Here is a 19,412-nt window from a genome sequence, read left to right on the forward strand (position 1 = left end):
CTCAACGCCTCGTCACCAGAACGCCGCCGGCAAGTGCCGTCAGCACGATCAACCCCTGCACCAATGTCTGGTACTCGAAGGGCAAGCCCGCAAAGAAAATCACATTGCCGATCATGCCCAGCACCAGCGCGCCGGCGATCGATCCTGTCGAGCTGCCGAAGCCGCCGGAAAGTGCTGTGCCGCCAAGAACGACCGCCGAAATGGAGGAGAGCGCCAGGCTTGCACCGAGCAAGGGGTCGCCGGAGGCGGTCTCGCCCGTCAGGCACAGCGCTGCGAGCGCTGAAAACAGACCGGAAATCATGTAGGCGCCAATGCGAATGCCGGAGAGGCGCAGGCCCGTCTGGAAAGCGCCCGTGCGATTGCCGCCCACGGCCAACAAATGCACGTGAAACGGAATGCGCGACACAACGAGCGTAAAGGCAATACCAGCCAACAGCATCCACAGCACGAAAGGCAAACCGATGAAGCTGCCGGAATAGGTCTGCCAATAGGCTTCCGGAACGGGAAGACCGGCCTGCGGCAGAACCCAGATCGCCAGACCGGCAAAGATGATGCCCGTCGCGAATGTGGTGACGATGGGCTGGAAACGCAGGCCGGATATGAACAGGCCGTTGACCAGCCCACAGACCAGTCCAACCGCAACTCCCGCTCCCATACCTGCAACGACGGCACCTGCCGTTCCGCCAAGTGCAGCGATGACGCTGACGGTAACGACATTGGCGAGCGCTACGATGCTTCCGACCGACAGATCTATATCCCCGGCCAGAATGACATAGGTCTGACCGATGGCGACCAGGATCAGGGGAAGAAATGTCGTCAGGTTCGACTGCAATACGGCCGGCTGCACGAAAGACGGCTGCAGAAACGTGTTGACGCCGATGAGAACGGCCAGAACCACAAGAGTTATGATCCAGGGTTGCTTGCGCACAAAACCGAGGGAATTCATGCGGCGTCTCCATAGGCGGCGCGGGTCATGTTGACGGATGTCATGTCGGCTCCGGTCAGCTCCGCAGAAATGCGTCCGCCGTTGAACACGAGAATGCGGTCGGCATATTCGAGGATTTCCGCATCTTCCGAGGAATAGAGAAGAATGGTCGCGCCCGCGTCAGCCTGCTGGCGCATAAGCGCGAAGAGATCGGCCTTGGCGCCAAGATCGATACCCTTGGTCGGATCATCGAGCAGCAGCAGTTTCGGCGCGGTGGCAAGCCAGCGGGAAATGAAGATTTTCTGCTGGTTGCCGCCTGAAAGCGTGCCGATAGGCATATCCATGCCGGCAAACTTCGTCTTCATGTCGTCCGCGACCTTCTGCACACGCGGCTTCAGCGTCGCGGGCCGGACCAGTCTCATCTTTTCGCGCACCATCAGAGCTGCAACGAGATTTTCGAAGATCGACCGGCCCTGAAGCGAGGCATCACGCCCGCGGTCGCCCGACACATAGGCAAAACCGTTATGAACCGCCTGCGAAGGCTTGCCGATGGCGACATCACGGCCCTCGAACTGGATTTGCCCGGCGGCAAAGGGGCTTGCGCCGAACAGGCCCTTCAGCAAGGCCGACTGGCCCTGCCCCTGCAATCCCGCCAAACCGACGATTTCACCCGGATAGGCTTCAAGACTGACACCGCGAACACCCTCGCCCGCAACGTCCGTCACCTTCAGGCTGGGCGCTGCGCCTGCGCGTCCCTGCTGGCGGGCAGGCGCGGCGCGGACATCGCCGACCATGTCATGCACCACGGCCTCGCGGGTGGTAGCGGCGGTGTCGAGTTCCGAAATGGTCGCACCGTTACGCATGACGGTTATGCGGTCGCAGACAGCAAAAACCTCATCGAGCCGGTGGGAAATCATGATGGTGGAGATACCGTCCGCCTTCTTGGCTCTGAGTATCTCAAAAAAACGCTCGGACTGGCGGCCATCAAGTGCCGCCGTCGCCTCATCCATGATCATGAGGCTGGCGTTCTGGGCGAAAACTTTCAGGATTTCGACGAGCTGGCGCTGATCGGGCGGCAGATTGCCGACGATCGCATCCGGCTCCAGCCCCGTCCCGGCAACCCCGTCAAACAGCGCGATCAGCCTGCGCGCCTCGGCTTTCAGGGCCTTACTGTCGACAAAAACGCCGCGCTTCGGTTCGCGACCGAGAAAAATATTGTCGGCGACGGAAAGCTGCGGAATGAGGCTTAGCTCCTGATAAAACAGCGCAATGCCGGCATTTTCGGCGTCACGCGGGCTTTTGAAGCGCACGTTTTCGCCGTTGAACCGGATGGTGCCGCTGGTCGGCGCGACCGCACCTGCAACGATCTTGCAGAGCGTGCTCTTGCCGCAACCATTGGCGCCCAGCAGCGCGTGAATTTCACCGCGACCAACGGTCAGCCTGCCGTCGGAAAGCGCACGCACGGCGCCAAAATTCTTCTGTATGCCGGCCGCTTCCAGAGCGTTCGCCATCGCATGTCCCCGAATTTTACTTGTCATTGTGCTTCGTCACTGGCGGACGCGCGCAATACGCGGTCCACATTCGAATTTCAGGTTTCGGGCTGGCGTTTGCGGCCAGCCCGAGACTGATCTTACTTGAAGAACTCGCCAGCCTGTTCCGGCGTCACGGTTGCCGTGACGGACCAATAGCCCGGCTTACCTTCGGCGGACTTGATGTTGTCCGCGAGGTTGTCGTTGCTGACGAAGGGGATCGGAATATAGATGGCGTTGCCGTAGGTACCGCCGAAAATGCCGTCCTTGAATTCCTTGCCCTGCAGCTTCAGAACCGCAACGTTGAGCGCGCTGGCCATGACACCCGGAGGATTGACGGAGGCGCCGGAGTTGAACTTTTCCTTCTCCCAGCGCGTCATGAAGTCCTTGCGGATTTCACCTGTCGCAGCGATGTCCTTGGTCTTGCCAGCGGCTTCGATTGCGCGCCATGCGCCATCGGCCATGCCGTCCTGCACCCACACACCGCTGATATCGGGATAGGTAGCGAGAAGGTTCTGCATCGCCTGCTGGCCCTGCGCCTGATCCCAGCTCGCATTGGCTTCGTTCAGCACCTTGATATCAGGATATTTCTTGAACACTTCGCGGTAACCGGCGACGCGGGCTTCGTTGGCGGGATTGCCGGCAATACCGTTGATCGCGACGACGCTTCCCTTGCCCTTCAGCGAATCCGCAAGCCACTGTGCGGACTGTGCCGCCCAGGCCTTCTGGTCGATGCCGACATAGATCGCGTCCTTAGAGGACACTTCCGCGTCGGTTGCGATGACGAGGATGTTGCGCGCCTTCGCCTGAGCGAAGATCGGATCAAAGGCCGTCGGGCTGCCGGGATTGATGAGGATCGCATCAACGCCCTGGTTCATGAAATTGCGGATATGGCCGATCTGTCCCTGCACATCGACATTACCGCTCTGAACGACGACTTCGACCTTCACGCCCTTTTCGCCCCACGCCTTTGCGGCGGCCTGGGCTTCCTCGATCATCTGCGTGCGCCACTCGCTGCCGACGAAAGAATTGGAAAGACCGATCTTTAAGCTCTGTTCCTGAGCATGCACGGACGTGCCCGCCGCCAGCACCATAGCGGCAGCAGCCATCAAATGTTTAAACATGAAATTTGCTCCTCCAAGCACGGTTTTTAACCGATGAAACCGTTTACATCAGTGAATGTAACCGTTTTCATAAACGAGTCAACCCAGCTGGGATTTTTTATGCACCCGTTGCCACAGCGAATTGCCGAGCCTTGGCGGAGAGATTGGGTGGCAATTTAAGGAGGAACAGCGGCATCATATTGGCGTGGATTGCAGGGCTGATAACGCCCCAATTTTGTTCGTGTGCGGACAGCTTGAAGCTCCGCTACTTCAACAAGAACAAGCTGCTGGCTTGCGTCTATAGACCGGTTGGCGTGAGACTAATTGCCCCCATCCACCATCTTGGTACGGGCCAATGTATCCGCGAGATCGTTCCCGGCTATACCGGAATGTCCCTTGCACCACGCTATCTCGACGTTCGGATTACAAAGGAGCAAACGATCCACATTCTGCCACAGACCGCCATCTGGTATCTGTCGTTTGCGTTTTCGCGAATCTGGATTGATGCGCTTCCACCCGTTGCTCCGCCAGATTTCGCGCCAGCGATGGCAACCTTCCATCACGTGAGCGGAGTCTGTCCAGAGCTTGGCTGGCCGGCCTGGAGCCTGTGCATCGAGCCATAAAAGTGCATTCATGACCGCCATGACTTCAAACGAATTGTTCGTAAGTCCGATTTCCATTCCTCGCGCAGCATGGATCTGCCGCTCGGTTTCAAACACGATGAACGCCCAGCTTCCCGATAATGCAACAGGGTCGTATGAACCATCCGCGTAGATGACGAGTGGAGCAGTCATGGAGCTCGCTTCCTTGCGTCTGAGGCGCTTGGAAAGAATGACAGCGCTTTCGGGTGTTTTCTGTAGATAGCTTGTACAATCATCTTATTCGAGTCAGATTCACGTCCAGGGATGAAACATGATCTTCAAACGCATCGTCGCAGGAATAGTCGATCTCATCTTGCTCATCAGTGTGGCGTTTGCACCGACATTCATCGCCGCAGAGTGGCTACCGCAATATATGGACGCTCCAGCGGGGCAACCGCCGACACCTCTGATGGGCGTAACGCTTTTATGGCTGGCATCCGTGTTGTTTTGCTATTTCCCGGCCTTCGAAAGCAGCGCCTTCATGGCAACTCCCGGAAAACTGCTAATGCGATTAAAGGTCGTCCGGCGCACCGGCGAAAGACTGACCTTTACGCAAGCGCTCTATCGCATGGTCTTCGGCCCGCTCGCAATATGGTTTCTGCCCTGGTACCGCGACCATTTCTCGGGTGGTGCAATTGTAAAAGACCGCTGAGTTCTTGGTTGTGTGATTTCACACTCGGCCATCACCTTTCCCGTTTCCCTTTACCATTCCCGTTTCAAGGACGGCGGCAGGTCAGGATGAAACGACGGTAGACAAAAGTTCGCAGCCTGTTGCGCAGGTTGGTGTTTTTCCGCTGCGCTCTCGCAATCGGGGCATGTGAGTGCAGTTCGATGCCGGTAAAGCCGGCGGCGATCAGGAGCGGCGTCAGCATCTGCGGGCGCAACCCCTTCCCGAACGGAAGCGCCTTCATGATTGCGGCATGATGGCTGCTTTGGGCACCATCGTAATTCTTGTCGGCCCCCACCGAAAGATCGATGAGCCGGATCAAAAGGCTGGCGAGACGCCCTGCCGGTTTTTGCGTTGCCCAGTCACCATCGAAAAACAAGAGCCGACCGCCCGGACGAAGCAGCCTGAACCACTCGCGGAAGGTCTCCTCAGGCTGCGTCAGTGTCCAGACCAGATGCCTGCAAATGATCGCATCATAGGACGCATCCGGCTCCATGGTGTTTTCGGCATCCGCCATCACGAAACGTAGCCTTGGTTTTCCCGCATGTTTGGCGCGCGCTACGGATAACATCGCTTCTGAAAAGTCGAGTGCCGTGACCTCGTGGCCGAGATCATGAATAAGCCGCGTCACCTCGCCGGTGCCACAGGCCAGTTCAAGGATATGTTTCGGCTCAGGTCCCACCAGGTCGCGGATCGGCTTCTGCCATGCATTGGCCTCGGCGCCGGCTGCTATCTTGTGTCCAAAGGCCAGATCGAAAGTCTCTGATCTTTTCGACCAATAATCGCGGATTTCCTCCTTGAGATCGAAGTTGCCGCCATCCATGGTCTATTCCTTTGACTACTCAAATCGCATCCGCTGCGGCGAATGACAGCTTGCTTCACAATGTGATGCCAAGTTAGCCCATGCGACATCACTGGAAAATCACAAGTCTGTTTGCCAAGATGTAAACCGCGATAAAACTATTTATTTCAACATATAAGCGCAGTTTCCTGATGTGATTCATAACTCTCCTGATGCCTCCCGGCGCCTTTGCTCGAGCTCTTCGCTATACCGCCTCAGCGTATGGCTTTCCGTCAGCAGGCCAACGGGTCGGTTTTCAATCTTGTCGTTGACGACAACGAGAGCTTCGCTTTCCGTAGCGTCGAAGGCTGCCGCCGCCTGACGTGCGTTCATCGCCGGCAGCAGCACGTCGTTCCTGTAATTGAGGTAGGTCTCGAGGCTGATCTTGGAGGGATCGCGATCCATCGGATCGGCGTAGATTTCCGGCACGAGGACCATGCCGGCATAACGCCCGTCATCATGTGTCATGATAACCCGCTGCGTCGAGCCTAGCGGAAACTTCTCCTTGAAGGCCGGAAGTCCCATGCTGACATTAGCCTTGCGAATATCGGCGCGCATCATCTTGCCCACCGTCAGGTCGCGGATCCAGCCGATATCGTGGGCGCTGCGAATACTTTCGCCCCGCAGGTGAAAACGCCAGGTGGCGAAGGAGTAACCGAAGGTGGTGCGTACCACGAGCGATGTCGTGATGACGGCCGCCAGCACCAAAGCCGTGATCTGGAAGTCTCCGGTCAGTTCCAGCGCCAGAAACGTCATCGTCAGAGGACCGCCGATAATGGCGGCGGCAAAAGCACTCATGCCGACCACGGCGTAGACCACGGGTGCTGTCGAGCCATAGCCGATATAGGGTGCGCAGAGTGCGAAAATCTTGCCGACCAGCGACCCCATGAACAGCGAGGCAAAAAACAGACCGCCGCGGAAATTCGAGCCGATGGAAATAGCGCTCGCCGCAGCCTTCAGCAGGAAAAGCCCGGCCAGCCCGTATATCGTCAGATCGGCATCGATGTTGAGATGGAGCGCACCGTGGCCGCTCGACAGGACCTGCGGTGAAATCAGCGCAAGTGCGCCCACCGCCACGCCACCGATTGTTGGACGCAGCCAGCCGGGAATGGCGCTTTTGCGGGCCGTCTCCTCGATAAGGGAGACCGTCTGCATCAGCACGATGCCGATAAACGCACATACCACGCCGAGAAAGATGGCCGGTACATAATCCGGAGGCGTCACACGGCTGGCATCGTAGATATCGATGGACAGACCATGTCCGCCGATAAGCCCTGCCACGATGCTGGCCACCAGCGCCGAGACAATGAGCGGCGCGAGTGTCACGACGGTATAGGTGCCGATGATGAGTTCTATGGCATAGAATGCCCCGGTCAGAGGCGCGTTGAAGGCAGCGGCAATGGCACCAGCAGCACCACAGCCGACGAGGATGCGCATGTCTCCTCGTCTCAGCTTCAGCTTGATGCCGATCTTGGAGGCCACACCGCTGGCGATCTGCGTATAGCCTGCCTCAAGCCCGACAGATGCGCCGAAACCGTTTGAGACGATGTTCTGCACGCAGACGATGATGCTGTCCGTCAGAGAAAGGCGTCCGCCATGCAGCGCATTCGCCTCGATAGGGTCGACCATCGGCTTTTTGCGGGTTTTCGAAAGAATGAAGAGGATCAGGCCGAGTACGATGCCGCCAATGACCGGCCCGGTAAGCACGATCCAGCCGGAGAGTTCACTGCTGCTCAGCCGCTCGACACCGAAGACCAGCACATGCAGGGCCGTACTCAATCCGCCGATCAGCGCCACCAGAAGGCCGGCCGCAATGCCGATGAGGACGGCGAGAGCCACCAGCCCCAGCTCGCCGCGCCGGAACATCGCCCGCAGGCGACTGGAGCGCAGATTGTCGAAGAAGCTCGCCATACTGGGTGCACGGAAAGGCCGGGTCGACATGCTGTTCCTTTTCAGGCGGTATTAGGGCGCTTCAATCTCGAGTTCGACTTCGAAACGCATCTGGTCGTAAGCCGGTTCAACATGATCAGGCGTTTCGCGCATCACCGTGTCATAATCGAGCGGAATGTGCATATGGGTCAAGATCGCCCTTTTTGGTGCAAATCTATCGATCCAGCCGAGCGCCTGTTCGAGCGAGAGATGGCTGGGGTGATAACGGTGCTGCAGCGCATCGATGACGAGGACGTCGAGACCGGCAAGCTTGGGCACGCTTTCGGTCGGAAAATCGCTGACATCGGTGCAATAGGCAACATCGCCAATCCGAAAGCCGAGCGAGTGCACGTCACCATGCTGCTGCATGTGCACGTTGAAAGGTATCGCCCCGCCTGGCCCGTCGATGATCAGGGTCGCGTCGATGTCGGCGATGATCCTCGGCTCGACGATCGGCGGATAATTGCTGCCCGGAGGCGTTTCCAGGCAATAGGCAAAACCATCCCAGATGCGCGCCATGGTGACTGGATCGGCATAGATGGGAATGCGGCTCTGCTGAATGGCAAAATAGATGCGCAGATCGTCAATACCGTGCAAATGGTCGGCATGGGCATGAGTGTATAGAACCGCATCGACTGCCTCCACTTTGGCGGCAATCATCTGCTCGCGAAAATCAGGCCCGGTGTCGATGACGACGGTGGTCTTACCGCCATCGGGTCCGATCTGCTCCACCATGAAGGCCGCACGAGTACGCCGATTTCTGGGGTTTTCAGGATCGCAGGCGCCCCAGTCGCCGTTGATGCGCGGTACGCCGGGAGACGACGCACATCCGAGAACGGTAAAGCGGCGACGGTAGATTGCCACGCCTACACCCTTGTCATCTTCGAAAAGCAGCGGAAAGCATTCTCGGTGGTGATTTCGGCCATGCGCTCGAACGAGATGCCATGTACCTCGGCCAGCACTTCCGCCGTGTTCACTACATAAGAAGGCTCATTGCGCTTGCCGCGCCAACGCTTGGGCGCGAGATAAGGCGCATCCGTTTCCACCAAGAGACGGTTGAGCGGCACGGTGGCTGCAATATCGCGGATATCCTGCGATTTCGGGAACGTCAGAATGCCCGAAAAGGATACGTAACCGCCAAGTTCGACGCCGGTTTTAGCGAGATCGGGACCTGCGGAAAAGCAGTGCAGGATAAAGGGAAAAGCACCCTTGTCGCTTTCTTCACGCAGAATCGCAGCCATGTCCTCATCAGCGCTGCGGCTGTGGATGACGAGCGGAAGCTTGGTTCTCCGCGCCGCCTCGATGTGGCGAACGAGGCCGGTCTTCTGGTCTTCCGGCTTTTGCGTGTCGTAGAAATAATCCAGCCCCGCCTCGCCGATCGCCACGATCTTGTCGTGGCTCTCGGCAAGCCGCACAAGCTCGTCGGCCGAAATGTCGAGTTCTTCGTCGGCATTGTTCGGGTGCGTGCCGACCGAGCAGAAAACCGACGGATATTTTTCCGCAATCTTCAGAATCTCGGGCAGACGGCGCACCCGGGTCGAGATCGTCACCATCTGGGCAACGCCGGAAGCATGGGCGCGAGCGATGATATCGTCGCGCTCAGCCTCGAAATCGGGAAAATCCAGATGGCAATGCGTATCGATCAGCATGGTCGTCGCCTTCACGCTTCCGGTGCGACGTAACGCGGGAAGACCGGCTTCGGTGCCTCAAGCGGCGTTCCCGGAACCAGACGTCCGGCTTCGCCGAGTGCGGCAAAATCCCGTTTGTCGGCAGGGGCAGCAACGAGATCGAGCAGCTTCTCGCAGGATCCCGGCATGAAGGGCTGCAACAGAATGCCGATCTGGCGGACGACTTCCGCCGTCACGTAAAGCACGGTGCCCATGCGTTCTGGGTCGGTCTTCTTCAAAGCCCACGGCTCCTGCGACGCGAAATAGCGGTCGGTTTCCGAAACAACGGCGATGATGGCCGCAAGCGCGCGATGGATGAGCTGCTTGCCCATCTCCTCACGGCAGAGTGCCAGAAGCCCGTCGGCGGAGGCGAGCATCGCCTTGTCTTCATCGGTCAACGGCCCGGGCGTCGGGATCTGTCCGTCACAATTCTTGACGATCATCGACAGCGAACGGCTGGCCAGATTGCCGATGCCATTGGCAAGATCTGCGTTGATGCGGGTGGCGATGCCCTCTTCGCTATAGCTGCCGTCCTGGCCGAAGGAGACTTCGCGCATGAAGAAATAGCGGACCTGATCGAGACCGAAATGGTTGACCAGATTGACCGGATCGACGACGTTACCGAGCGACTTAGACATCTTCTCGCCCTTGTTGAGCAGGAAGCCGTGCGCATAAACCCGCTTGGGCAGCGGCAGCTTGGCGCTCATCAGGAAAGCCGGCCAATAGACCGCGTGGAAGCGAATGATGTCCTTGCCGATGATATGCACGTCGGCCGGCCAATATTTTGCGCGCGGACCGTTCTTGTCTTCGATGTAACCCGTAGCGGTAATGTAGTTGGTCAACGCATCGACCCAGACATACATGACGTGCTTCGGATCATCAGGAACCTTGATGCCCCAGTCGAATGTCGTGCGGGAAATCGACAGGTCCTTGAGGCCGGATTTGACGAAGGAGATGATCTCGTTTCGACGCTCAGCGGGACCGATGAAATCCGGGTTCTCCTCGTAGAGCTTCAGCAGCTTGTCCTGATATTCCGAGAGCTTGAAGAAATAGCTTTCCTCCTCGACCCATTCGACGGGCGTGCCCTGCGGCCCATAGCGAACGCCGTCGGCGCGCACTTCCGTCTCGTCCTCGCCGTAATAGGCCTCGTCGCGCACGGAATACCAGCCGGCGTAGCTGTCCTTGTAGATGTCGCCGCTGTCGGCCATCAGGTTCCAGATATTGCGCGAGGTCTCGTGATGACGTTCTTCCGTGGTGCGGATGAAATCGTCGTTCGAGGCGTTAAGGAGCTTGCCCATCTCGCGAAACTGGTCGGAATTGCGCTGCGCCAGCTCTTCCGGCGAAATGCCTTCCGCCCGCGCTGTCTGCTGCATCTTCTGGCCGTGTTCGTCGGTGCCGGTCAGGAAGAAAACATCCATTCCGTCCAGGCGCTGAAAGCGTGCCATGGCATCCGTCGCAATCAGCTCGTAGGCATGGCCGATATGCGGCTTGCCGTTAGGATAGGAGATCGCGGTGGTGATGTAGAAGGGTGTCTTGTCTGTCATGACGGTCTATCGACTTTACAGGCTGTTTTTTGGATAGACCGCTCTTAAACGATTGTTCGCAACAGCGAAAGCAAAAGCGTACGTTCCGTACGATCTCTTGGGTCTCACACGCCGCGAACATCTTCCAGAATGGAAAGCACCATCTGCTTCTTGTCGAGATTATAGGCCTGCGCCACGGTAATTCGTTCCGAAAGCGTCGACGAAAGGCGCGCATGTTTCTCTGCCGCTGCGATATCACCGGCCATCGCCGCCGCTCTTGCACGCGCCATCAACTCCTCCGTCACGTGCTCCATGAAGAAGCCGAGAACAATATCGCCGTCCTTCTGTGCCAGAACTTCGGCAAGCTTGTGCATCTGCTTGCGTGCACCGGGCCCTTCGGCCGTCATGACGGAGGCGAGCGCCTCCACAATGTCGGAGCCGCCGTAATTCATCAGTTTTAACGCCTGCGCGACGCTGCCCTTGGAGGCGGAAAGCAACGCATCCCGCTTTTCGCCAGCCGGGCTGATACCGAGATGATCGAGCGACTGCACCATATCCGCATCCGAAAGCGGCAGCAGACGGAGCGGCATGCAGCGCGAGCGGATTGTCGGCAGCAATTTGCCCGGCGCATGTGACAAAACGAGGAACATCGCCCGCTTTGGCGGCTCTTCGAGTATTTTCAGAATGGCGTTTGCAGCATTGCGGTTTAGATCGTCAGCCGGATCGATGATGACGATACGCCAATTGCCGGTGCCCGAGGTCTGCGAGAAGAAGTGCCCTGCCCGCCGCACCTCATCCACCGTGATGGCGGATTTCACGCGGCCGGTCTTTTCATCCGCCGGGCGGCTCAGATGCAGGAGATTATGCGACGCACCGGAGGTGATCTGCCGGCTGACAAGCGATTCCGTATCGGGATCGGCCAGGAAATCCGGTGCTGTGGCTGGATCGGGATGGGTAAGTACATGGTTGGCGAAACGGAAAGCGAGTGTTGCCTTACCAATGCCTTCAGGGCCTTCGATCAGGATCGCATGGTGGCCCTTGCCGGAGCGATAGGACTGCGCAAGAAACGCCTCCGCTTCGCCATGGCCGAAAAGCTTCGTGTTCTGCTGCGGCGCAATTGCGCCGTCGAGAACGCCCTGAACCTCACTCATGCGCCGTGCCCGCCGCAGTCTCCAGCCGCTCGAGCAAAGGCTCGACAAATGACATGACGTCTTCCGTCACTTTTTCTTCCGGCTGATCGGCATTGACGATCCGACAACGACGCGGCTCGGCAAGCGCAATATCCAGATAGGCTTCACGCCGCTTCTCGTGGGTCTCGATTTCCTCTTTTTCGAAACGGTCCGGTGCGGCACCCTCATCCGCACGCTTTCTGGCCCGGGCAATGCCCTTTTCGGCGGCGATATCGAAGATCAACGTCAGTTCCGGTACGACGCCATCAATAGCAACGCGTTGCAGCGTCTCGATGAAATCCGGCTCCAGATTGCCGGTCGTACCCTGATAGACACGGGAGGAATCAAGAAACCGGTCACAAAGCACGATTGCGCCACGTTCCAGTGCCGGGCGAATGACCTCCTCGACATGGTCGTTGCGCGCTGCCGCAAACAGGATTGCCTCCATGCGCACGCCGAAGGATTCGGCAGCACCCGACAGCAGAACATGGCGAACAGCCTCTGCCCCCGGCGAACCGCCCGGCTCACGGGTTACGATCACATCGAAACCACGGTCGCGAAGCGCCTCGGCAAGCGTGCGAATCTGCGTCGACTTGCCAGCGCCTTCGCCGCCCTCGAAGCTGATGAACAATCCGGTCTTTTCGGCCAATGTCACGTCCTGTGAGGAATTCTCAGAAATATCGAAATGCCTGTTTACAGCATCGAACCGAAAAGTGTGAAGCGCTTTTCAGAAAATCCGGTGTCTGAACAAAAGCATAGGGAAAGTTGCGGCTTGCGGGATAGGCATCAGAGCCAGAACAGCAGCAATTCCTTGAGCGCCCCGGCTGCATTCTGGGTCAACGTGCCCTTGCCGACTGCCGTTCTCGTATAAAGCGGCACTTCCCGCAACAGCCTTTCGCCCGAAAAAACCTTGAGTGTTCCGACATTCGCACCAGTGTCGAGCGGTGCATTGAGCGGCCAGCGATAGACGATCCGCCCGGAAATACGCTCGGGATTATTGACCGGTACCAGCACGCTGACATCTTCCCGGGGCGACAGGTCTATATGCGAGACGTCGCCACCGTAGACGCTGACCGAACCGACGGCTTCGTCCTTTGCAAAAAGATGGCGTTTTTCGAAGGCCGTCAGCCCCCAGTCAACCACCCGGCGGGCTTCGTCCTGCCGCGTCTTGTCGTCCGCAATGCCGCCAAGCGCCAGATAGACCCGGCGCCCTTCCCGCTCTGCCGAAACGACTGCCGCGAAACCGCTGCCTTCCGCAAAACCAAGCCCGAGACCGTCTATGCCGTTACCCAGCAGAGAGTTCTTGTTGCGCTGGAAAATCCGGTTCCATTCGAAATCCGGCTTGGTGAAAAGCCCATAGCGATCGGGATAGGTATCGCGCAGATGCTGGGCGAGAAGCACCATATCCTTCGCGGTCGTCTGGTTGCCCGGATCGGGGAGACCCGTCGAATTGGCAAAGACACTGCGGTTCATGCCGAGTTCGCCGGCTCTCATCGTCATGCGCTTGGCGAAAGCGGAGTCGGACCCTGCCATGCCTTCGGCGACAATGATGCAGCCATCATTGGCGTTCTGCACAATAATTCCCGTCAGAAGATCGTTGACGCTGACGGAGGATTTCAGCGCTGCAAACATGGTCGAGGTCCGCGACGGCGCACCACCCGTGCGCCAGGCATATTCAGAAACCGGATAAGCTGTCTCGGGCGTTACCTGCCCTTTGGCCAACGCATCCAGCATCACCTCCACAGTCATCAGCTTGGCAAGCGAAGCGGGCGGAAAGGATTGATTTTCATTCTGGGAAAGCAGCACCGTGCCGGTTTCGGCATCGATCATATAGGCCTGTTCGGCCTTGGCGATGAAAGGTGCTGTTTGCGTTTGCGCTTGCGCCGGACCGTTACCGAAAAACGCAAATGCGAGCGCTGCCGCGACCGGGAGAAAAGAACGATGAATGGCCTTGTGCATGAAACCGCCCAGCTTTCCCTGCCGCAACCCGCCGCTCGCGACGAAAACGCAAGTCAGCCATAAACTCTTCAACCCGTCAGCGCGTCTTCGCCTGCTGACGCTTCACATGGGCAAGTATGGAATCCTCGTTGAGCGCTCCGCGATCAACGAGCACGCTGTCGAACGCACGTGAGGTTCTCGAAACCGCAGAGGATTCCTCGGAATAAGCCGCTGCATATTTGGACGACGGCGTTGGCACGCGCAGATAGTTGCCGCCAGGTGCTGCCGGCTCACGCGTGAAATTGCCTTCCGGGCGTTCCGCCAGGAACGGACCGATTTCCGGCAGGATTGCAAATTGTTCGAAGGCCGGTGCGGGGCCGTTGACCAGCGGCATGGCCTGGAGCGCTGCATTCTTTTTGGTGCCAACCAGCGCTGTCTGCGTCGAAGCACCGTAATTCGGGTTTGATGTCGGGGCCGGCACGAAATTCGGCGAAGCCGAAGCCACCATGACACCAGTCGCGATCTGTCCTTCCGGCGCAACACCCGGAGAACGAGAGCCCTTCGGAACATAGGACGCCATCAGATAAGGCATGTCGTGCCCATCAAGCGGCGCGCGGCCTGCATATTGCACCCGCACATTCGCCGTTCCAGTGCCCTTCATGTCGAGAAGATCTGCGGTCTTGCTGGAAACGTCGATCAGGCGACCTTCATGGAAGGGTCCGCGATCGTTGACGCGCACCAGAACCGATGCACCGTTTTCCATATTGGTGATGCGCGCATAGCTCGGTAGGGGAAATGTCGGATGCGCAGCGGAAAGATGTTCCTTGTCATACACCTCGCCATTTGCCGTCAGGCGGCCGTGGAAGGCGGAACCATACCAGGAGGCAAGACCGGTCTTGTTGTAACCCGGCTCTTCCTTCGGAAAATAACGTCGGCCCTTGACGGTATAGGCATTGCCGAGAAGCTCGCGCCCGCCGCCCTTGGGAATATTCTGGCCGTCGGCCACGCGCGGGCTGGCTTTGACGCCATATTCCGATTCGGAGAAATATTCCTTGCTGCGCTTCTGCTTCGGTTTGGTCTCAGAGGTGGTGGAACACGAGGCTGTCGCGGCGCAAAGCACGGAAATTGCAAGCCACTTCACGCCCGATCTGGCGTTGATGCCGAGTTTCTTGACCGTAGATTTCAAATCGTCTGCCCCACGCTGCTTGCAGGCTCGAAGAACCGCACCCTCATTTGCCTCGATGCATGCCCCTGCCATCGAAGCACCTAACAGTCGCTTAATCTTGTGCATAACGTGGCAAAAATGCGAACGACTTCTGCAAATTCGATAAAATTGTAATGAACGTGGTTAATGATTTATGTCTTTTCCGCAGAGCGTGAAGCCCGACGCGCCTGTAAACGCGCCGTCTTGAGATGTCTCCTGCTCAAGGAACAAACGAAGCCCGACCGCGTTTTCTCCTCGCAAACACACGAGCTTCCGCCGGTTTTCGGCTGAGTGAGGGAACATGATCAAGTCAATAAAAACCGCCGGCCTGGCACTCGGCATCGCGTTGGTGTCCATTGCCGCGCCTATTCACGCAAGTGCTCAGGACATGGAGCTGCGGATCGGCCCCGACGGCGTTCGCCCGGTTATCCGTGATCGCGACCGCGACATGGACCGCCGAGGACCTCCGCGCATGCGTGGCTGCGGCGAACGCGAAGCCCGCGCCGCCGCCCGCGAGGCGGGCCTGCGCGACCCCGAAATCGTGCGCGTCACCCCCGGTCGCGTCGTCGTCCAGGGCTTCACCCGCCGAGGACCGGAGCGCATCACATTCGCGAATGAACGCGGCTGTCCAGAACTCTAATACATTAATCAACGGAACCCGCCGACAGGCGGGTTTCTTCATTTCGGTGATACAAGAAATTTCCAAGCGAAAGTACACCGCGTCGCTAACGCTGCCGGTTCTGTTGATTTCAAACTGTCTGTTTGGAATTTTATGGCAGATGGGGTGTCTGTCACGTTTAAGCACCTACCGCGTTGAAATCGTCCATGCGAAGAATATTGCGATGCGATCAAGCGCCTAGTGAAAGATGTTGACCCGTAAGAAAATGCTGATTTAATATATTACTTATATTTGAGGTAATTATTATGTCAGCACTTAGATTTTTGGTTTCATTGTATATTGTTGTCTATCACATGCTGGTGGTTTCACCGTGGGATTTGCGGGTGGTCTCTCCAATTTTCCACAAAGGCTGGATCGGAACCGACTTCTTTATAATCTTGTCGGGTTTCATCATAGCAATCGCATATAAAGAAAAACTCCAATCGAAAAAACTTTCTCCCGGTGATTTCATGAGGGGTCGATTACTTCGCTTGTGGCCACCACACGCAATAATCATGATGCTTTTTCTATGTTACTTTCTGCTCACAAAGGCGGCTGGATTTACAACTAACGACCCTTCATTTTTTGCGCCCTCCGCATTCGTGTCGCAACTATTCCTGACTAATAGTTTTATTTTTACGGATCAGGCTTGGAACGTACCCACGTGGACGCTGTCTGCACTCTTAGTCTGCTACGCGATCTATGCCTTTTCCATTCCCTATTTCCCAAAGGTTGGCAGTCCGCACCATATCTTGGTGGCAGCTACTTTTTGGTTGTCTGCAGCGGCGATCGTCGTTTTTGTTTTATTAGGAAAGTCGATTGCGCACTTACATGAGCACTTCGCTCTTGTTCGCGCCATACCGCTTTTTTTCTACGGGGCGATATTAGGCCATTTTTCACTGGCGATTGGATCGCTGCACATAAAAAATCGGGGCACGCGCGCCATTTTCTTGGTAATCTTTGCGTTAATCGTCGCGCATTCATCGTCAGGAGCCATAGCAGACACTATCATCTTGCTGCTGACGTCGGGGCTAGTGTTACTATGTTCTGATCTACGCAGTGGGAGGCTCATGCATGCCCTCGGGCGTCTATCTTTCGCAATCTATTTGCTGCACGTTCCGATGATCTACGTCTATTTCCCAATCATCAGAAGAATTGCTGGTCTAGATAGGACGGATGGCGCGTACATAACGCTTTGGCTGACTTTCCCCCTGATAGTCGTTGCCGCAGCTTATGTCTTTGAGAGATTTGTCGAGCGACCTTTGGCCAAGCGTCTCAAGCCGGCGGCACAGGAGCATCGGACAATAAGTGCCACCGCTTAGGTCACACGTAGGGATACCGATCGACAACGGGTGGAACTGTGACAATATCGCGAAATGAGCATGCCATCTCAGACCGCAAGCAGTCCCTTCGGCGGCAATCCCTCAGTGATAAGCACGCGCTGGACGATAAGAGGATCGTGGTCGCAGTGTTTGGAACCTGCTGCGACGGAAGGCGCGCAAGGGCCAATGAGAACATATGCAAAAACAAAAGTGGCAGATGGGGTGGGATTCGAACCCACGGTACGCTCTCACGCACGCCGGTTTTCAAGACCGGTTCCTTAAACCACTCGGACACCCATCCATCGGTGGTGAGGCTTTATAGCGTTTTGAAAAAGGCCGTCAATCCCGATGGCGCACGCGCGCACAGCCTCTTCGTATCCGTCAGCACCTCATTGTCCTTGTGTCGTTGCAGGCGGCAGCAGAGACCCCTCGCCCGAAGGAAGTGCCGGACTTTGCTGAGGCGAGTGGAATAGCGCCAGACTCAGCACGATTGCCACAAGCACCAATAAAAGCGCCACGAAGAAGATTCCGGATTTATCCATGCGTCTGCTCATGTGCCGTTATGTTAGGCGCGAATATGTGCAATTCGAGGCAATCGAAGAATAAAACGACCTCCTGTCAAGTTGCCTGACAGATTTGGCCAGTTGATATTCCTAAATTCTTCCTGCTTGAGCAAATTTTATGCGTCGGCGTACTGTTTGGGACGGAAGTGGCCTATCGCGTCAGTAATATTGTCATTTATATAGCCGCATCGCTCCCGGGCATTGCCCAACTTTCCCCGAGCGATCAACCTGCCCCGCCCGTTTGCGGGGCTTTTTTCTTTTATACTACCGAAAAACTGCGACCGGCGGATAAAGGCTGGGTGTGCGTTACCTGCTTTATGGTTCAGACACCGATGCTCGGTCCGCCGTCGACGTGCCGAAAACCGCCCCGGAAAATATCCTCGAAAAGGTTCAGCAGCGCCGGCGGTAACGTGTCGGAAAACTCCATAATGATCTCGTTGGCGCGATTGTAGGAATAGATGGTGCAAAGCGTCAGCACCAGCAGCACGATCCACGGCCAGATTGGCTTGCGCCTAGGCGGCGCCCCATTGGGTTGTTGCGGTACAGTCATCCCGGTACCTTCCGTTCAGGCCTTGACGCGCGGTTCGCCTCCCGGCGCATAGGCGGTTTTTTGCAGGAAACGGAATATGTTACCGCACTGACCGCAGCGGATCATGAATTCCGTTGGATCGACCGAGGCACGCTCGGTGCGGAAGCCACGCGGCATTTCATCAACGCGAAAATCAAGGTTACGGCGGTCTTTCTCATCCGATTCCGACACCTCGGCAAAACCCTGATGACCGCATTTGGAACATTCGAGTTTCCGGGAATATCTGTCGCGCGCTGCCATATGCCGTCCTTTGCTTGCATCCTATCAGGTAGCAGCGGCAAAACAGCATTTCAATGGCGATCGCCGCAGGTTAAAGCTTTGCCCGTCTGTTTTCAGTGTGGAAAACGCGTCCAGTGGTAAGAACAAGTCGGAAGCTCATGCACAACGAAGCCCCCCTGCTTTCATCCTCCCTGATACGGCGCGCCGTCATCATTGCCGTCATTATTATATGCTTTGTTGCTGCCCTTAATATCGGCGTTAAATGGTACGGCGAGCGGATCCTTCAGGCGGGCCACACGACAGCAACCGACGCGGTGGAGATCACAATCGGCAATGACCGGCTGAAACTTGCGAAAAACACGCTGCGTGTACCTTCCGACCGCCATGATGGAGAGCGAGAGCGGGCCGATCTTTATCTCACCTGGCCGGATCTCAAGGGATATGAAGACTCCAATCGCGCTGTTTTCGATGATCCGGCGCAGGCAGCAGGGCTTATTTTCATCCAGCTATCGCAAAGCACGATGTCTGAGGACATGTCCGGCCGTTTCGGGCCGATCTATGCCCGGTTGACGGAAGGAGAGCCTGTGCCGCTGAAGCACGGCCTTACACTGCACCGCCTGCGTGCCGACGCAGGTTACGGCAAGGAAGTCATATTGACCGGGCAGCGAGTGGGCGAAAGCGACTATGTCGTGCGCTGCCTTCTGCCGCAAACCCAGCAGGAGTCGACGGGCAGCGACTGCCAGAGGGACATCCACGCCGGCCAGGACCTCAGCCTGTTCTACCGATTCTCCGCAACCTTGCTGCCACAATGGAAAGAACTCGACGCAGGCGTGAAACGCTACATCGAGCAGCGCCTCGTAAAAGACTGAAATCCGTGAAAAGGCGTGAGACAGATTGCGCCCGAAAAGTCGCATTTTATGGAGCG

Annotated in this window: 19 protein-coding genes and 1 tRNA gene; 4 read left to right on the plus strand and 16 right to left on the minus strand. The window is 57.3% G+C overall.

Features of this window, described 5'->3' with window-relative positions:
• Position 1: 1 nt before the first annotated feature.
• The 4 genes from ACZ5A6_RS05780 to ACZ5A6_RS05795 all read right to left on the minus strand — a co-directional run bounded on the left by ACZ5A6_RS05780 (position 2) and on the right by ACZ5A6_RS05795 (position 4,351).
• Entirely contained in the window at positions 2–946 is a 945-nt protein-coding gene (locus ACZ5A6_RS05780) for an ABC transporter permease (RefSeq protein WP_174061327.1), read from the minus strand.
• Positions 943–2,436: a sugar ABC transporter ATP-binding protein gene (locus ACZ5A6_RS05785; protein WP_038490979.1), complete on the minus strand. Its 1,494-nt coding sequence runs from the start codon at positions 2,434–2,436 to the stop codon at positions 943–945. Before ACZ5A6_RS05785 ends, ACZ5A6_RS05780 begins: the two co-directional genes overlap by 4 nt.
• A 119-nt stretch (positions 2,437–2,555) precedes the next feature.
• Entirely contained in the window at positions 2,556–3,578 is a 1,023-nt protein-coding gene (locus tag ACZ5A6_RS05790) for a substrate-binding domain-containing protein (protein ID WP_174061328.1), read from the minus strand.
• Between the two features lie 299 nt (positions 3,579–3,877).
• Positions 3,878–4,351 carry a ribonuclease H family protein gene (locus tag ACZ5A6_RS05795; RefSeq protein WP_174061329.1) on the minus strand — a complete coding sequence of 158 codons (474 nt, stop codon included), beginning with the start codon at positions 4,349–4,351 and terminating at the stop codon, positions 3,878–3,880.
• A gap of 118 nt (positions 4,352–4,469) precedes the next feature.
• Between ACZ5A6_RS05795 and ACZ5A6_RS05800 the strand changes: the two genes are divergently transcribed.
• Positions 4,470–4,850: an RDD family protein gene (locus ACZ5A6_RS05800; protein WP_013636091.1), complete on the plus strand. Its 381-nt coding sequence runs from the start codon at positions 4,470–4,472 to the stop codon at positions 4,848–4,850.
• Between the two features lie 64 nt (positions 4,851–4,914).
• Here ACZ5A6_RS05800 and ACZ5A6_RS05805 read toward each other — a convergent pair whose 3' ends face one another.
• From ACZ5A6_RS05805 to ACZ5A6_RS05845, 9 genes are all read right to left on the minus strand, one after another.
• Positions 4,915–5,688: a class I SAM-dependent methyltransferase gene (locus tag ACZ5A6_RS05805; RefSeq protein ID WP_174061330.1), complete on the minus strand. Its 774-nt coding sequence runs from the start codon at positions 5,686–5,688 to the stop codon at positions 4,915–4,917.
• 177 nt (positions 5,689–5,865) lie between these two features.
• Positions 5,866–7,647: a chloride channel protein gene (locus ACZ5A6_RS05810; protein ID WP_464111061.1), complete on the minus strand. Its 1,782-nt coding sequence runs from the start codon at positions 7,645–7,647 to the stop codon at positions 5,866–5,868.
• Between the two features lie 21 nt (positions 7,648–7,668).
• The gene (locus tag ACZ5A6_RS05815) at positions 7,669–8,499 is read right to left on the minus strand and encodes an MBL fold metallo-hydrolase (protein WP_035252107.1); all 831 of its coding nucleotides are present in this window, start codon (positions 8,497–8,499) and stop codon (positions 7,669–7,671) included.
• A gap of 2 nt (positions 8,500–8,501) precedes the next feature.
• Entirely contained in the window at positions 8,502–9,284 is a 783-nt protein-coding gene (locus ACZ5A6_RS05820; protein WP_174061332.1) for a TatD family hydrolase, read from the minus strand.
• A gap of 11 nt (positions 9,285–9,295) precedes the next feature.
• Complete coding sequence (metG, locus tag ACZ5A6_RS05825; protein WP_003515246.1) at positions 9,296–10,846, minus strand: methionine--tRNA ligase; 1,551 nt, start codon at positions 10,844–10,846, stop codon at positions 9,296–9,298.
• A gap of 104 nt (positions 10,847–10,950) precedes the next feature.
• Positions 10,951–11,976 (minus strand): DNA polymerase III subunit delta', encoded by a 1,026-nt coding sequence (locus ACZ5A6_RS05830; RefSeq protein WP_141193728.1) that lies wholly within the window; start codon positions 11,974–11,976, stop codon positions 10,951–10,953.
• Positions 11,969–12,643, minus strand: coding sequence for a dTMP kinase (tmk, locus tag ACZ5A6_RS05835; RefSeq protein ID WP_174061333.1), 675 nt, complete (start codon positions 12,641–12,643; stop codon positions 11,969–11,971). The genes ACZ5A6_RS05830 and tmk overlap by 8 nt, the downstream gene beginning before the upstream one ends.
• Positions 12,644–12,780: 137 nt before the next feature.
• The gene (locus ACZ5A6_RS05840; RefSeq protein ID WP_174061334.1) at positions 12,781–13,953 is read right to left on the minus strand and encodes a D-alanyl-D-alanine carboxypeptidase family protein; all 1,173 of its coding nucleotides are present in this window, start codon (positions 13,951–13,953) and stop codon (positions 12,781–12,783) included.
• Positions 13,954–14,029: 76 nt separating this feature from the next.
• Positions 14,030–15,118, minus strand: a complete 1,089-nt coding sequence (locus ACZ5A6_RS05845) for a septal ring lytic transglycosylase RlpA family protein (protein WP_025593441.1) — start codon at positions 15,116–15,118, stop codon at positions 14,030–14,032.
• Between the two features lie 319 nt (positions 15,119–15,437).
• On the opposite strand from ACZ5A6_RS05845, the gene ACZ5A6_RS05850 reads away from it, so the two are divergent.
• Both ACZ5A6_RS05850 and ACZ5A6_RS05855 read left to right on the plus strand, forming a co-directional pair.
• Positions 15,438–15,776: a hypothetical protein gene (locus ACZ5A6_RS05850; protein WP_003515252.1), complete on the plus strand. Its 339-nt coding sequence runs from the start codon at positions 15,438–15,440 to the stop codon at positions 15,774–15,776.
• Positions 15,777–16,060: 284 nt separating this feature from the next.
• Positions 16,061–17,116 carry an acyltransferase family protein gene (locus ACZ5A6_RS05855; protein WP_174061335.1) on the plus strand — a complete coding sequence of 352 codons (1,056 nt, stop codon included), beginning with the start codon at positions 16,061–16,063 and terminating at the stop codon, positions 17,114–17,116.
• A gap of 211 nt (positions 17,117–17,327) precedes the next feature.
• On the opposite strand, the gene ACZ5A6_RS05860 is transcribed toward ACZ5A6_RS05855, so the two are convergent.
• The 3 genes from ACZ5A6_RS05860 to ACZ5A6_RS05870 all read right to left on the minus strand — a co-directional run bounded on the left by ACZ5A6_RS05860 (position 17,328) and on the right by ACZ5A6_RS05870 (position 18,508).
• Positions 17,328–17,417, minus strand: a tRNA-Ser gene (locus tag ACZ5A6_RS05860).
• 584 nt (positions 17,418–18,001) lie between these two features.
• Positions 18,002–18,229, minus strand: a complete 228-nt coding sequence (locus ACZ5A6_RS05865; RefSeq protein ID WP_174061336.1) for a hypothetical protein — start codon at positions 18,227–18,229, stop codon at positions 18,002–18,004.
• 15 nt (positions 18,230–18,244) lie between these two features.
• Positions 18,245–18,508 carry a hypothetical protein gene (locus ACZ5A6_RS05870; RefSeq protein ID WP_003515255.1) on the minus strand — a complete coding sequence of 88 codons (264 nt, stop codon included), beginning with the start codon at positions 18,506–18,508 and terminating at the stop codon, positions 18,245–18,247.
• 137 nt (positions 18,509–18,645) lie between these two features.
• Between ACZ5A6_RS05870 and ACZ5A6_RS05875 the strand changes: the two genes are divergently transcribed.
• A complete protein-coding gene (locus ACZ5A6_RS05875) occupies positions 18,646–19,356 on the plus strand; it encodes a hypothetical protein (protein WP_174061337.1) in 711 nt (236 codons plus the stop codon).
• Positions 19,357–19,412 lie beyond the last annotated feature (56 nt).

The sequence above is a fragment of the Agrobacterium sp. 6Ca8 genome (assembly GCF_055382765.1).

Coding starts and splice junctions, on each gene's coding strand:
- ACZ5A6_RS05780 (WP_174061327.1), bottom strand. CDS start 946: ATGAATTCCCTCGGTTTTGTGCGCAAGCAACCCTGGATCATAACTCTT.
- ACZ5A6_RS05785 (WP_038490979.1), bottom strand. CDS start 2,436: ATGGCGAACGCTCTGGAAGCGGCCGGCATACAGAAGAATTTTGGCGCC.
- ACZ5A6_RS05790 (WP_174061328.1), bottom strand. CDS start 3,578: ATGTTTAAACATTTGATGGCTGCTGCCGCTATGGTGCTGGCGGCGGGC.
- ACZ5A6_RS05795 (WP_174061329.1), bottom strand. CDS start 4,351: ATGACTGCTCCACTCGTCATCTACGCGGATGGTTCATACGACCCTGTT.
- ACZ5A6_RS05800 (WP_013636091.1), top strand. CDS start 4,470: ATGATCTTCAAACGCATCGTCGCAGGAATAGTCGATCTCATCTTGCTC.
- ACZ5A6_RS05805 (WP_174061330.1), bottom strand. CDS start 5,688: ATGGATGGCGGCAACTTCGATCTCAAGGAGGAAATCCGCGATTATTGG.
- ACZ5A6_RS05810 (WP_464111061.1), bottom strand. CDS start 7,647: ATGTCGACCCGGCCTTTCCGTGCACCCAGTATGGCGAGCTTCTTCGAC.
- ACZ5A6_RS05820 (WP_174061332.1), bottom strand. CDS start 9,284: ATGCTGATCGATACGCATTGCCATCTGGATTTTCCCGATTTCGAGGCT.
- metG (WP_003515246.1), bottom strand. CDS start 10,846: ATGACAGACAAGACACCCTTCTACATCACCACCGCGATCTCCTATCCT.
- ACZ5A6_RS05830 (WP_141193728.1), bottom strand. CDS start 11,976: ATGAGTGAGGTTCAGGGCGTTCTCGACGGCGCAATTGCGCCGCAGCAG.
- ACZ5A6_RS05840 (WP_174061334.1), bottom strand. CDS start 13,953: ATGCACAAGGCCATTCATCGTTCTTTTCTCCCGGTCGCGGCAGCGCTC.
- ACZ5A6_RS05850 (WP_003515252.1), top strand. CDS start 15,438: ATGATCAAGTCAATAAAAACCGCCGGCCTGGCACTCGGCATCGCGTTG.
- ACZ5A6_RS05855 (WP_174061335.1), top strand. CDS start 16,061: ATGTCAGCACTTAGATTTTTGGTTTCATTGTATATTGTTGTCTATCAC.
- ACZ5A6_RS05865 (WP_174061336.1), bottom strand. CDS start 18,229: ATGACTGTACCGCAACAACCCAATGGGGCGCCGCCTAGGCGCAAGCCA.
- ACZ5A6_RS05870 (WP_003515255.1), bottom strand. CDS start 18,508: ATGGCAGCGCGCGACAGATATTCCCGGAAACTCGAATGTTCCAAATGC.
- ACZ5A6_RS05875 (WP_174061337.1), top strand. CDS start 18,646: ATGCACAACGAAGCCCCCCTGCTTTCATCCTCCCTGATACGGCGCGCC.